Raw genomic sequence first — 15,079 nt, 5'->3', positions numbered from 1 at the left:
AATTTAAGAATATATTTTGCCCATCTCATTCTTATAAAATTGAATTTCCATATGATCTCCATCAAAAACTCCAAAGGATCTGAAACTCATCCAGTCTCCCAGATTTATATACCTGCATCTTCCATTGTCCAGAAGGTAATTTATTGGGAGATGTCTGTGACCAAAAACAAAATAATCGACCTCAAGCGTCTGTGATTTTCTCTCAGCGTATTGAATCAGCCATTCTTTATCAGGACCTAAAAAAATCTCTTCATGCGATTGAGCTGCCCTACTCTTATGAGAGAAAAATCCAGCTAATCGTATCCCGATATCGGGATGCAACCAGCGATATGCATACTGGGATAAAGGTGAGCGAAAAAGTCTTTTTAATCGTTTATAACCTTTATCTCCAGGTCCCAATCCATCTCCGTGTCCGATGTAAAATTTTTTTCCAAGCAGCTGAAACACCTGAGGATCAGAATAAATTTTCATTTCAAATTCCTCTTCAAAATAATCTAATAACCAAAGATCGTGATTGCCTTTGAAGTAATGTAGATTTACTCCTTTATCTGCAAGCTTCCTCAGTTTTGAAAACAATAAGGAATATCCTTTAGGAATTACGGTTTTATATTCAAACCAAAAGTCGAAAACATCTCCCAACAAAAATAAATCTGAGGCGTCATCTGCGATTTCATCCATCCAAGCTGCAACATCCTTTTCTCTTTGTTTCGATGTACCAGCAGCATTCACGCCAAGATGAAAATCGGAAGCAAAATATATTTTTTTCAAAAAGTTTTATTTTGCTTCTACAAATCTCGGATCTGTCTCCATGACATGTCCGCAAGATTTACATGTTCTAAACTCTTCAGAATTATAATATTCCTTAAACCTCGGAATAAAATCTTTCTCTATATCCTTGAGAGGAAAAAAGTATTGATGAAGTGGCTCATTGCACTTTTCACAAAACCACATCAATCCATCCGTATCTTGTGGTCTTCTCTTCGCTTCGATAACCAAACCTATCGTATTAGCAGGTCTGATCGGCGAGTGGGGAGTGCGTGAAGGCAACAAAAAAATCTCACCCTCTTTGATCGGCACATCAACGGGTTTTCCATCTTCTTGTATTCGAACGGTAATGTCTCCTTCTATTTGATAAAACCATTCCTCTGTTTCATTGTAATGGTAGTCTTTTCGAGCATTGGGACCTGCAACGATCATCACGATGAAGTCATCAGCTTCCTGAAACAGATTCCTGTTTCCTACAGGAGGTTTCAACTCACTGCGGTGCTCTTCTATCCATTTATGGATATTGAAAGGACGTCGAATTGCCATGTTCAAAATTTTGTACTAAGGTAAGACAATGCCTCTAAATTTCAAATAAGTCTAACGGACATAAAACATTAGTCCCTTGAGATAACTTCCTTCCGGGTGGAACAAACTGACAGGGTGGTCTTGTCCTTGAGACATTTTTCTCAGCAATAATAAATCTCTCCCACTTTCTATCCCGGCAGCAACACAAGTGTGATAAAAAATATCTTCAGTCACTACTTGTGAACAAGAGAAACTCATAAGAATACCACCTCTTTTTATAAGTTGCATTGCCATCAAATTCAATCGTTTATAAGCCTGAATCGCCTGATGCCGATGTTCCTTGTTCTTGGCAAATGCCGGCGGATCTAGAATGATGATATCAAAATAATCTTTTGGCACCTCTTTCCAGAAATCATTGATCTGCATGTGTTTGACTTGGTGTTGGTTTTCATTCTGGAGGTTGAGTTTTATATTCATTCCTAGCATTTCAATAGCCTTGGCAGAAGCGTCGACGGACCAAACTTCTGAGGCCCCGGCATTTCCTGCATAAATGCTGAATCCTCCGGTATAACAAAAGGTGTTGAGGACACGCTTATTTTCGGCTATTTGTGCTAACAACTGTCTATTTTCTCTTTGATCCAGAAACAAGCCGGTCTTTTGACTTTCAAGAATATTTACCTGAAACCTATGACCATTTTCGATCACTTCCAGATAGGTTTTATCTCCGTATAATATCCCATCTCGGACATCTTTAGCAAAATCAGCAGGCAAGCAATCTTTTGACTTCAATATAATATGATGAATAACATCACCTCCCGAAATTTGGAGTAAAGCAGCTTGAATGTGCTGTAGATTTTTGAACATTCCGATAGTATGGCACTGGACCACTGCTAGGTCTGAATAAATATCCACGATCAACCCCGGCAATCCGTCAGCTTCACCATGTATGAGCCTAAAACAGTTCGTTACCTTAGAAACGGTCAATCCCAGAGTTTGACGAAGATTCCAGGCAGCATTGAACTTATCTTCCCAAATGGATTCCTGATATGCTTCAGGACCAAACGAGATCATTTTGACAGCTATGCTCCCTTTGTGGAAGTGTCCATACCCGAGTTGTTGCTTATGTTCATCCAAAACTGTAACCCAATCTCCATCCTGCAAATCTGGATCTCGCCAATGGATCGCGCCACTAAAGATCCAAGGATGCCTTCGCAGGATGGGTTCGAGTTTTTTTCTATGTATCACGGCAGATTTCATGCTCATTATTGGATATAATTCACAAAGATTAAGCTAAATCTACAAACTCAGGCAATGAACTTCATCAAGCAAATATTATTTGTAATCTACACTCTATTAGATGATGTTTAAGAATCCGAATCCTTTGGTTTACCATTGGATTTCTTTGGATTGAGGACATCTTTAGTTGCGTCTTCTACATCTTTTGTAGCAGTAGAAAGCTCATCAAACTTTGATTTTCTTGCATCCGGTCGGGGTGTTTCTAAACCTGTAGAAATTCCATTGAAAGTAAATCCCTTTTGATCCGTATCTACAAGAATTTTATTGTCCTTGACCACCTGACCTGCTAACATGATCTTGGCAAGTTCATTGACGATCTCCTTCTGAATGACTCTTTTTAAGGGTCTTGCCCCAAACTGAGGCTCGTAACCCAAATCAGCCAGCAAGCTCAAAGCACTTTCACTGAATTCTAAATCAATTCCTTGATTGAGCAAATTCTTCTTCAATGATTTTAACTGTAAGGATGCAATTTTCTTGATTTCCATCTTGGTCAGAGGCAAAAACATGATCTTATCATCGATCCTGTTCAGGAATTCCGGCCTCAAGCTTTCTTTTAACTTTTCGAATACCTCTACTTTGGTGGTTTCTATTATTTCTGTACGATGTTTGTCTCCCAAAGCATCCAGATCCTCGAAATTCTCGAGTATAATTTCTGAGCCCATATTGGATGTCATGATGATGATGGTGTTCTTAAAATTTGCCACCCTACCCTTATTATCCGTCAGATGTCCATCGTCCAATACTTGCAATAGAATATTGAAAGTATCCGGATGAGCCTTCTCAATCTCGTCGAGCAAGATAATCGAATAAGGTTTCATCCTGACCGCCTCGGTGAGCTGTCCGCCTTCGTCATAACCCACGTATCCGGGAGGAGCTCCCACAAGTTTAGAAACCGAGTGTGACTCCATAAATTCACTCATGTCGATACGTGTCATTGATTTTTCATCATCAAAGAGAACTTCTGCCAATGCTTTGGCTAATTCGGTCTTTCCCACACCGGTGGGCCCTAGAAAGATAAAAGAACCGATTGGTTTGTTCGGGTCTTGAAGTCCTGCTCTGGATCGTCGCACTGCATCCGAGACTGCCCGAATTGCTTCTTCTTGTCCTATGACTCTTTTTGCTAATTCATCCTCAATGTGGAGAAGCTTGTCCTTCTCAGTTTGCATCATTTTTTGCAAAGGAATACCAGTCCACTTGCTTACCACGGCGGCAATGTCATTGGCGGTTACTGTCTCAGAGGTAAATCTACTTCCTTCTGGTAAAGCAGCTAGTTTGGCTTCGGCTTCTTTGAGTAAGTTTTCCTGCTCTTTGGCATCACCATATCTCAATTTTGCTACGAGACCGAAATCAGATTCCCTTTCAGCCTTCTCTGCTGCAATATTGATCTCATCCAACTTCTTCTTGATGGACTGGATACGATCGACGATTTCCTTTTCAGTTTTCCAGGCAGCTTTGAGTGAATCCAGATTCTGTTTAGTATTTGCAAGATTTTCTTCGATTAACTTGACTTTCAGATTATCTTTTTCACGCATTACAGCTTCTCTTTCTATTTCCAGCTGTCGAACTCTTCGGTCTAACTCATCAATCTTTTCCGGAACGCTATCGAGTTCTAGTCGAAGTTTTGCGGCCGCTTCATCTATCAAGTCAATAGCCTTGTCCGGCAATTGACGATCAGTAATATATCGATGTGACAATTCTGCCGCTGCTATCAAAGCTTCATCTTGAATTGCTATTTTGTGGTAGACTTCATATTTATCCTGAACTCCTCGCAATATCGAAATCGTATCTTCAACACTTGGCTCATCAATCATCACAGGTTGAAATCTCCTTACAAGAGCTTTGTCATTTTCAAAATACTTTTGATATTCATCCAAAGTTGTAGCGCCAATTGTATGGAGTTCACCTCTCGCCAATGCCGGTTTTAAAATGTTGGCTGCATCAATGCTACCACTTCCTCCTCCTGCGCCGATCAATGAGTGAATCTCGTCAATAAAAAGGATGATTTTACCATTAGATTCATTGACCTCTCTGACTACTGCTTTGAGGCGCTCTTCAAACTCGCCTTTGTACTTCGCTCCAGCGATCAATGCTGCCAAATCAAGAGAGAATATTCTCTTGTCCTTCAGATTTTCAGGAACGTCATTTTTTACAATCCTCCAGGCAATTCCTTCAATGATTGCAGTCTTACCTACACCGGCTTCCCCAATTAAAATTGGATTATTCTTCTTCCTTCTTGACAAAATATGGAGTATTCGTCTGATTTCTTCATCACGACCTACAATGGGATCCAACTTGCCACTTTCAGCTGCAAGATTGAGATTGACTGCATATTTGTTGAGCGCGTTGAACTGTTCATCCCCTGAAGCATCGCTCACTTTTTTTCCTTTCCTCAATTCTACAATCGCTTGCTTGACACCTTCAGCTGTAATTTGATTGGACTTGAATATTTTCGTAGTCTGGTCATTCACTTTAAAAAGTGCTAGTAGCATGATCTCAAGAGAAATGTACTCATCACCCATTTCGCTCATTAAGTTCTTGGCATGGATGAGGATCTGATTGGAGTCATTGGAAAGGTATTGTTTTCCTCCAGCAACATCAGATTTCACAGTTGGTAAACTTCTGATTGCTGTTTCCAATTCATGTGATATTTTTCTTGTATTTGCACCCATTTTGGAGAAAATAAACTCCACCAATTTTTCGTCGGTCTCAATGATTGCCTTTGCAAGATGCAGAGGTTCTATTACTTGTTGAGACAAACCGGTTGCAATCTGCTGGGCTTTCAGAATTGCATCTTGGGCTTTTATAGTAAAATTTTCGTATGTCATAATCTAATTTTTGTCCATATGCATCAAAAGCTAAACCATTGCAAGAATACGGACAGATTGTCAGAATAGAATGAATGAGCCTGACATTGTTTACAAAAATTCAATGTCCAACTGTCAAACTTTCAAGTTTGAAGAAAGATCGAAAACATTTCATGTGAATTCAATTCAGGTTCGAATCTTGCGGTATCTTTCGATTCCAAATGGATTCATTAACTCAGATCGTACTTGGAGCTGCTTGCGGCGAACTTGCAGCAGGAAAAAAAATAGGGAATCGCGCCTTATTGTGGGGAGCTATCGGTGGGACAATTCCGGATCTGGATGTGCTCAGCAATTTTTTTATGGAACCAATGGATGCACTGGCGTTTCATAGAGGACCCACTCACTCACTTCTTTTCAATATTCTAGTTCCCTTACAGCTTGCCTGGCTCGTTAGTCAACTGTATCGTACCAGCATGATCCATCAGAAATGGTACAAAATTACCGCAATAAGTTTAGGAAGTATTTTTGTCTTGGCAATCAGTGGATTTTTCAATTTTATTTTACATTTTTTATTAAAAGAATACTCTTGGCCTATTATCGCAATCGTGATTATAGGACTAATATTTTGGTTAACGAGATTGGGAAAGCAATTTCTGAATGAAACCGATAATGATATCCCTAGAATGAATTATTTATCCTGGTATGTATTATTTTTATTGTCAATGGTGACTCATCCATTGTTAGACAATTTTACAACATTCGGGACTCAACTTTTTTGGCCATTCAGCCATCATAGATTTACTCTTTCCAATATCTCAATAGTTGACCCTATTTATACACTGCCATTTTTAGGAACAGTTATTGCTTGTTCACTGCTGGATCGAAATTCTCAAAAAAGAAAAATTTTAAACTGGGCAGGTTTAGTTTGGAGTAGTCTATATTTATGTCTAACATTTATAAATAAAAATGCTGTAGATAGATTATTTGAAAAAAGCTTATCAGCTCAAAAGATTCCGGTCGAAAAATACCTCACATCTCCGATGATATTGAACAATGCGCTTTGGTATTGCATTGCTAAAAGTAACGATCTGTATTATTATGGATATTATTCACTTTTTGATCAGCAAGATACTTTAATACCTTTAAAAGTTACAGTGAAAAATCAATTTCAATGGCCAATTCAACCCGGCGAAAAAAACCTACAAACATTGAGTTGGTTTTCGGACAATTATTATAATATTATCCCCCTTCAGAATGACACCATTCAATTTAATGATTTGAGATATGGCAATTTTAAATTCTCATATGACAATAAAAACGATTATGGATTTCATTTTAAGTTATTATCTCAAGGCAATGGTAATTATAAAATGTTAAATGAATCTCCCAGGCCGAATATTACGGATGAAGATTTAAATAATTATTGGTTAAGAATTCTAGGTAGAATTCAAAATCAATAAGAATGGTTTCACTAAACAGTCTAAAATCAAATTTTAAAGTTAAAGATCGATTAAGCAAGCAAAAGTCTGCAAAAACCGAGTTACAAGAATCTGCACTTATAAAATAATAAATTAATTCCAGTATTCTACTTTGACTTCAACAAACTTATTTGTCTTAACGATGTCGTTAGATCGAATTGTAAAACCTGTGGTCGAAATTTACTAAAATATTTCTCCGTTAAAATGGCATTTATGCTTGATCATATTCTTCTCAATAAAAGGCAAATTTAATTTTGTCCATTCTATTGTTTGAGTCAGTCCGGAATCTAAGTCTACTTCTGCTTTAAATCCCAGTTTCTCTTCTGATTTTGAAGTACTTCCAAATCTCTTTCCACTATTATCCCAACTTCTTTTTGGCAACTGTTCAAAAGCCGAATGGCTTCCCGTTAGTTTCAAAATTTTTTCTGCAAGATCTTTGATTGTGGTTTCTACTCCTGAGGCAATATTGTATGTTTCGCCTGCATCACCTCTAAGGGCACATGCTATCAAACCGCGGCAAATATCATCGACATAAATAAAATCTCTGGAAGCTATTCCTCCATTTTCAAGACTGATCGGAATGCCCTTCAGTGCTTTAAAAACAAATGTAGGAGTTACATTCCTCCAGACAGTAGCAGGAGTTCCCCTCCATCTCCCGGCACCGAGTACTTCGCCCGGTCCATACACATTTTGAAATCTTGCCCGAACAGTGGGTACTTGATGCTGATGATAATAATATACACAATAAAATTCGCCTACAATTTTTGAAATAGAATATGGACTATCATGCTTTATATTCGTCATTTCTACTTCTTGAGTGGCGCTAGCTGTGTCAAACGTTTTTTGTGCTACAGAACAACCTGCTGAAGAGTACACCAGCTTTTTGAGTTTTTTGAAATTTTTTACATGCTCTAAAAGTTTAAGTGTAGTGAGTGTGTTGTTCTCATGATCTACCAGCGGATTCGCAATAGATGATTGATTACCATGAAAAGTGGACAGATGGAAAATATAATCTATGTCATCTTCCAATGTACTTAGAACTGAATCTTCAGATATAGATCCAATGCGAAGCTCTACTTGGGGTACTTGGATTACATTCTCCTTTTCAGCAGACAACAAATTGTCAATCGCAATTACCTGCGATGCTCCGGCATCAACCAAATGTCGCACCAGATTTGCTCCTACAAATCCAGCCCCACCTACTACAACTATTTTAGAACCTTTGATACTCATAATTATTTTTTGTCATCCATTTGCTTCAGATGAGTGAAGGTTTGGGTGATGCCATTTACCTTGTACCAATCGATAGCTTGTTGAATTCCATCCTCCAACTTGGTCATTGCTTTCCAATTAAAATCTTGCTCGGTCTTACTTGGATCAATTAAAATGGTAAATACATCATCAACTCCCCGAGGCCTTACTTCTACATCTTCGTCGAGCTTAATACTTAAAGCTTTTAATGTTGCATCAAACAACTCTTTGATAGAATAATCGCTACCTGTTGAAATATGATAATAACCTTTAGTGCCTTGACCAGATAGGGATTTCAATACTACCTCAACTAGATCTTTAACAAAGATGAAATCTCTTCTGGTATCCATGACAAAACACTTTTTACCTTCAGTCAATCTGTGAAAGAAAGTTGGCAAAGGTCCACTCAGGTTTCTCGGCCCGTAAGCATTGGCTAATCGGAATGATTGGAAGTCTAATCCCGATAATTCAATGTATTGCTCACCACCGGTTTTTGAAATTGCATAGCTGCTGCCAGCACCTTCACTTTTGCCTGAATAAAAAGGATGACCAAGCGTAATAGGCTGTTCAATGGGGCTTAAGCCGTAGCACAAAGATGTTTGGAAATATACTATTCTGCTTACACCTAAGCGTTTGCTCGCACGAACGATGTTTATAGTACCTAGAATATTGGACATAGTATCTTCTTCCCAAGCGTCTGGATCTTTGTAAGAAGCTGCAGCATGAACTACTTTGTCGGGACCAAACTCATCAAAGCATTTATTGACCAATTCAATATCTGCAATAGTACCTTCTACAACTTTGAGATTTGGGTGAGGTTTGTTGTTGTCTCTTCTACCTGTCTGATAATTATCAATGACCAGCACATGATGTCCCTGTGCCAATAAAGCATCGGCGATATGCGAACCCACAAAACCCGCTCCACCAGTGATCAATACTTTCATATTATATTTTATTTTATTTTGATTAATTTAATGAAAACCTTTGTCCATAAATTCCTGATGCCACAACTCTAAGCACAGGAATCCCCATAAGTTCCTCCCAAATTTTGACTCCGAAGCAATTTTACTAAGTACTTTGTCATTATTGACAAACTCTCTTTGTCTGGCTTTTGTTGAATGAAATGTATCCTGAATAAATTCGGCAACAACACCTTTTTTCGACCATTCGACCAAAGGAGTTGGGAAACCCATCTTGTCTTTTCTATTCAAAATTTCCTGAGGAATGTATTTTCGAATGACTTGTTTGAAAATATGCTTCATATCTCCATTTTCAAACTTAATATTCGAAGGAATAGTTGCAGTCAACTCCACCAAGGCGTGGTCCAGTAAAGGCACTCTGGATTCTAAGCCATTTGCCATGCTCATCCTGTCTTCTACTTGCAATAATGCAGGCAACAATGTTTTGAAATCAAAGTGAGTCATGAGATCAAAATAAGACTGCTTGCCTACGTTTGCACCATGAAATATCTGAGAAAATGTCTCGTATGGAGAATAGTCTCCCAGAAGCTCCCAATGGATTGCATCGCCGAGATGCGGAGCCCGATTGATTAAACGAAAATATCTCTTGTCCATTTCTTCAAATAAGCCATCGCTCCAAAATTCTTTCAGCATAGGCTTATAATTTCTCAAAGAAACGAGGTTGGGAATTATTGATTCATAGGTTACAATATATTTTCCGCTTCCTTGCGATCCTTCTATTGCCGCTTTGATACATTGTTCGAAGTATGCAATCAGGTATCTTGTATAGCCTCCAAATATCTCATCACCACCTTGACCCCCTAAAACCACTTTTCGGTGCTTTGCAGCTAACTTGGATACCATAAATTGCGGGAAAGATCCGGGTCCTGCAACAGGATAATCCAAATGATAAATGACATCTCGGATATGGTTGACGAAGTCGTATTCTGTGATATCAATCTGATGTAATGGAAAACCTTTGTTCTCACAGAGCAACTGAGCATAGCGGCTCTCATCATAATCCTGACTAAATCCGAATTTACCCGTGAATCCCATAAAATCTCCGCCCTGAATATTGGATGCGATAGACGCAACCGCACTGGAATCCAATCCACCGCTGACATAAGCTCCTACCGGCACATCACTCCTCAGATGAAATTGAATGGAATCTTCCAACAATCTACTCAGTCTGTCTTCAAAGTACTCTTCAGTATGGTGAAAATCTGTGTGATAATGTACCTCCCAATATTTCTCGATCTTCATATCGAACTGATTGATCTCGAGACGATGAGCCGGCAGCAACTCAAAGATATCTTTGAAAAGAGTTTTACCGGCCAAAGGAAATTGAAAGGCCAGGTAATCTTTGAATCCTTCTCTATTCATCTCCACCTTAGGAAAAAAAGGTAGCAAAGCTTTACACTCAGATGCAAAAAGGAATCTGTCTTTTGATTTAGAGTAATAAAATGGTTTGATTCCGAACCTGTCTCGTGCAGCAAATAAGGTCTGGTTGAGTTCATCCCAAATAACGAAAGCAAACATTCCTCTCAATTTCAGTACACAATCCTTACCCCACTTACGAAATGCAGCTAAGATCACTTCAGTGTCTGATTTAGTGCGAAACACGAACTCAGTAGAAAGTTCATTTCTGAGTTCAATGTAATTATAAATTTCTCCGTTGTAAGTGATGCTGAGATGACCATCTGATGTATGCATAGGTTGCTTACCGGCCTCCGTAGTTTCAATAATAGATAAGCGTTTGTGAGCCAGACCAATGCGATTTTTGCCTCCAAGCCAAAACCCATCCCCATCTGGTCCTCTGTGACGGATCAGCTCATTCATCCGAACCAAATCTCTTTGCATCTGGCCAGAGTCCTGATTTTGCTCACGATAAAGAAAACCGGCTATTCCACACATAAATCAAATCCTTTCAAAACGACGCAAAGATGCGAAATATTTGACTTTTTTATATAAAAAAAAATTTAATATGATAATAACAATGGGAGTTTAAAACTTGAAATTTACTGTTTTCGAACTGGAATATAAGCTAATACATACTTCTCAAATAGCTGATTGAACTCCATTGAAATATTTGCTTTGTACACTAGGAAAACAAAACCAATTGCTACAAAAGCACCCTTTACTAAAAGATCCAATAAAGGATAACCAGTTGAGGGGATGGCAAATCCCAAAACAGAAGTCAATCCAGCTATCAAAAAAATAGTGATTATCTTCCGAGAAAAAGGATGTAAACCGAATTTTAAATAAATAAACACCGACTTTGTAACATTATAAATTGTAGTCGACAAAAATGTAGAAAAAGCTGCTCCTGTAATCCCATATCGTGGAATTAAATAAAAATTCAATCCAATGTTTATTGTTCCCAGAAGCAAAAGAAAGATAAAATCAAAGCGGTAATATTTTGAAAACCCTATGATAGTACCATTGATACTGGTGGCTCCATCCACCACTCTAGCCATAATCAGGAAGGTAAGTACACTTGCAACACCATTTAGTTTTTCACTATTGACCATCAACTCTCTCAGAGGCAGAAAACAAACAAAAAGCCCTGAAGCCAAAAATAAAGTTGGCAATAATATGGCTATACTCGACTTCTTATAATTTTTTTCTAATTCGTACAAATTGTTTTCTGCAAGGTTTTTGGAAATATTAGGAAGCATTGCATTAAGTATCATCGCTCCAGGAACATAACAACTTGCTGCCATAAAAACACCTAATGAGTATTTTCCTGTAGCCTGAGTCCCTAAAAAATTGGTCACCATCAGTGTATCAATTTGCAAAGCAAACAAAGCACCTAAACTTCCAAATATTACAAAAACAGAATACTGTAATATTTGCCTAAATCTGTGACCCTCCGGTATTGTAATTTTATGGCGCCAAAATAAATGACCCAATTTTTTAACATACCAAAGTATAATGCAAAACTGAACCAGAGAAAATCCGACCAACAGATAAAAAAATCCATGGACATCTATCCAATTATTGAGTACCAACAGAAAAAAAACAGGTAATACTATTTTCAATAAATTGGAAACTGCCAATGGAAAAGCAACCCTGTGAAAATTCAGGCAATAATTGCTCAAAATAGCAGATAATGAAAGCAATAATGTCAGAGGTACAATATAAATTAAATAGGATTCAACTCCTTGTTGTTTCGCTTCATAATAAGAAATTAACCAGGGTTGAAATATGAAAAATAAAACTATAAAAATCAGATTTCCAAGAAGACATAATATGAGTGCCAGACTTAAAAGGCCTCCATGTCCTCTCTCTTGATTTTGGAAAACCGGAAAATACCTCACTGCTATAGATCCTGCACCCAAACTGGTAAATGGTGTCAACAGTATGGCAATACCGATAATAAAATTGTACAAACCATACAATTCCAGATCTTTTGGATAAACAAATAGAACTGAAAAGATGCTTACCGCCAATCCAACATAATTGACAATACTTCCTTTAATACTTTGCCTTACAACTACACCCATATATCATTAACAGGTCAAAGATAACCCCAATATGCCAACAAAAATCCTCACATTGCAACACAATATAAAAGTGCAGGAACTTGTGATCACAATACCCATACCCGAATCATATACTATCAAATCAAAGCAAGGTGGAGTTTGAAGATCTTATTTAACGATGAATAACTTCTTGGTGCTAGTCCCTAAACGCAGAAAATACATCCCGGGAATCCAGTTGCTTGTTTCAATTTTTTGTGAACCTTTGATGCGGAATTTACTGCAGGCATTGCCAAACAGGTCTGATATTTCCAATTCTTGTTCTATGGTCTCCTTTGTTTGGATGACTACCCATTGTTTTGCCGGATTTGGAAAAACTTTCCAATCTGATTGTGAAGCGAAATCTCCTGTAGCACTTGGGTCGTTGGATTTGTCGAATGTTGCTTTCTGAACTACAAAAGCTCCAGTTCCATTTGGTAATCTAGCAAAAGCAAGGTCGGTTTGCTGTTCACCAAAACTCATTTCATCTACAATGTGTAATGTACTATCCAACAGATAAAGATTCTCTCCACTTGCAGATAATTTGAAATTTGCGTGAAATCCATTCTGCTTTCCGTCTTCATCTGCCCAAACAATCAAGTATTCCTTTGCATGTAATATTGTACCATCCGGAATTCTATATTTTTCAAAATTATCAGAATTATCAGATAAGTACCAACCGCTGAGATCTACATCTTGATCAGATTTATTATAAAGTTCAATCCAATCATCAAACTCTCCATCTTGATCTGCGACTACACTTTCATTTGAAGCCATGATTTCATTCATGACTATATTGTCGACTTGTGATTCAGCTGTCCTCACTCTATAAATGTAAACATCATGTTCAGCTCCTACTGGGTTGAATGAAACTGTTCCTGCAGAATTTGCAGACGCAGCTTCGATATAATATCTGACAAACGCTCCTTCTCCAAATGCAGGAATAAAAGCTGAGTAAATCCCATCTCCGGCAATTGCATCTCCATCGATTCCTTTATCATTCATAGTTATCCTCTCGAAATATCCATCCAATCCCTCTGCAAAGTATAATTTTACATTTCCAACACCTTGCGCATTGGAAACGGCAGCTGTTACAAGTACTTGTTCGTCAGATTTGGGTGAATTGTTTTCCAAACTACCGGAAAAATGTTTTACTTCAGTTATGTTCGGACCGGTCATCTGAAATTCTGAATTAGAATTGTACAAACTTTTTCTACTAGCGGCATAATTTTTCAACTCGGTTGCACCTGATTTAAATTGAGCATATGTATAAAATTTTTTCGAGTCCACATTTACAAAAGAATCAATCAATGAATTAAACTTGTCTATTCTCGATGCAAACGTCGCCGGATTATAATACTCATTGACCAAAACTCTTGCATGAGCAAGATATCTTTGTCTCAGTTCTGGTATTTTAAATAATCTAGATGCCAGTGGAAATTTCGTATCATTTTCTTTGAGAAAAAGCGACCATGTAGCTGAATTACCTGACATGCAACTATTTCCATCATACTCCACAGGTACCAATCGTCCTGTTTCTTTATCCCAATAGACGTAATAATCCATCCCGCCTTTGTTGATGTAAGAATCATCATCTCCAAATAATATTTCACTCCCTACAAACCATAAGGCGCGATCGATGTCCATTACCTTCCTTAAGGTATCATAAACACTGGTGAGATCAGGTACATTAAGAGCTTGTGCTGCCACCATAAGATCTTGCCAAGGGTAAGACCCTTTACTTGATTTCAACGTATAGTTTGGTTTGTATAAGCTTGTATCTGTACCTAGAAAATTCAAAGAAGAGGTTCCTGCTCCAAACGGATTTTGACCGCCACCACCTATACCTGAAACCCTTTCGGCTCTCCAGCGTGTACCTTCGTCACTGAGGAACCATTCTTCAATAAAATCTCCATTTAAACCCTGAACTAGAGCATACGATCCCCAATAAACTCCATTGATATACAATGCAGCGAAAGCTCCTCTTGCTGCAGGTATGTGTTCTCGGATAAAGCTGAGATAAGTTATCTCTCGTATCATTGAAGGATCCTCGAAGCAATTGTTTAAATTGAAAGTCTCATAACCTTGATGGTCCTGATTAGGACGAAATGCATCCATTGATATATTGAAAGATTTCTTCTGAGAGCTTCCTGCTTTTGAGTAAGAAGTCTGTCCTTTAAATCTGACACCAACACTGTCATAACTGACACCGTCAATTGTCAATTTTGCAACAATGTCTTTTTTACTTTGATAATTATTTGTCAACTGATTCCAATAGTCAGATTGACTAAATGTGAGTTCAAATTTATGTACATAATTATCTTCAAACACATTTTTTGATGCTACTCCACCAGTTTTCAGTCTCGTGTGATCATCATTGAAATTCATAAAATAAGGTAGATTCTGAGCGACCATTTTGAGATGCCCAAAAAACAATAAGGTCGAAATAGTAAATATTTTGATTTTCATAAAACTTGGAA

General features: G+C 37.9%; 10 protein-coding genes. 1 reads left to right on the top strand and 9 read right to left on the bottom strand.

What is annotated here, in order from left to right:
• Nucleotides 1–3: 3 nt before the first annotated feature.
• From IPI99_09035 to clpB, 4 genes are all read right to left on the bottom strand, one after another.
• Nucleotides 4–768 (bottom strand): UDP-2,3-diacylglucosamine diphosphatase, encoded by a 765-nt coding sequence (locus tag IPI99_09035; GenBank protein MBK7340657.1) that lies wholly within the window; start codon nt 766–768, stop codon nt 4–6.
• A 6-nt stretch (nt 769–774) separates the two neighbouring features.
• Nucleotides 775–1,311, bottom strand: coding sequence for a 3-hydroxyanthranilate 3,4-dioxygenase (locus IPI99_09030; protein MBK7340656.1), 537 nt, complete (start codon nt 1,309–1,311; stop codon nt 775–777).
• Nucleotides 1,312–1,362: 51 nt separating this feature from the next.
• A complete protein-coding gene (locus IPI99_09025) occupies nt 1,363–2,547 on the bottom strand; it encodes a class I SAM-dependent rRNA methyltransferase (protein MBK7340655.1) in 1,185 nt (394 codons plus the stop codon).
• 107 nt (nt 2,548–2,654) lie between these two features.
• On the bottom strand, nt 2,655–5,411 hold the full coding sequence (gene clpB, locus IPI99_09020) for an ATP-dependent chaperone ClpB (protein ID MBK7340654.1): 2,757 nt from the start codon (nt 5,409–5,411) through the stop codon (nt 2,655–2,657).
• Between the two features lie 200 nt (nt 5,412–5,611).
• Here clpB and IPI99_09015 point away from each other — a divergent pair, with 200 nt between their 5' ends.
• A complete protein-coding gene (locus IPI99_09015) occupies nt 5,612–6,850 on the top strand; it encodes a metal-dependent hydrolase (protein MBK7340653.1) in 1,239 nt (412 codons plus the stop codon).
• A 201-nt stretch (nt 6,851–7,051) separates the two neighbouring features.
• Here IPI99_09015 and IPI99_09010 read toward each other — a convergent pair whose 3' ends face one another.
• From IPI99_09010 to IPI99_08990, 5 genes are all read right to left on the bottom strand, one after another.
• A complete protein-coding gene (locus tag IPI99_09010; protein ID MBK7340652.1) occupies nt 7,052–8,101 on the bottom strand; it encodes an NAD-dependent epimerase/dehydratase family protein in 1,050 nt (349 codons plus the stop codon).
• 2 nt (nt 8,102–8,103) lie between these two features.
• Nucleotides 8,104–9,063, bottom strand: a complete 960-nt coding sequence (locus tag IPI99_09005) for an NAD-dependent epimerase/dehydratase family protein (protein ID MBK7340651.1) — start codon at nt 9,061–9,063, stop codon at nt 8,104–8,106.
• Between the two features lie 27 nt (nt 9,064–9,090).
• Nucleotides 9,091–10,992 (bottom strand): asparagine synthase (glutamine-hydrolyzing), encoded by a 1,902-nt coding sequence (asnB, locus tag IPI99_09000; protein MBK7340650.1) that lies wholly within the window; start codon nt 10,990–10,992, stop codon nt 9,091–9,093.
• A 104-nt stretch (nt 10,993–11,096) separates the two neighbouring features.
• Nucleotides 11,097–12,584 carry an oligosaccharide flippase family protein gene (locus tag IPI99_08995; protein MBK7340649.1) on the bottom strand — a complete coding sequence of 496 codons (1,488 nt, stop codon included), beginning with the start codon at nt 12,582–12,584 and terminating at the stop codon, nt 11,097–11,099.
• Nucleotides 12,585–12,731: 147 nt separating this feature from the next.
• A complete protein-coding gene (locus IPI99_08990; protein MBK7340648.1) occupies nt 12,732–15,068 on the bottom strand; it encodes a CotH kinase family protein in 2,337 nt (778 codons plus the stop codon).
• Nucleotides 15,069–15,079 lie beyond the last annotated feature (11 nt).

Source organism: Saprospiraceae bacterium (genome assembly GCA_016710235.1).
GTDB lineage: Bacteria > Bacteroidota > Bacteroidia > Chitinophagales > Saprospiraceae > Vicinibacter.
Note: the sequence above shows the minus strand (reverse complement) of the source record. Positions and strands in the feature narration are given on the sequence as shown.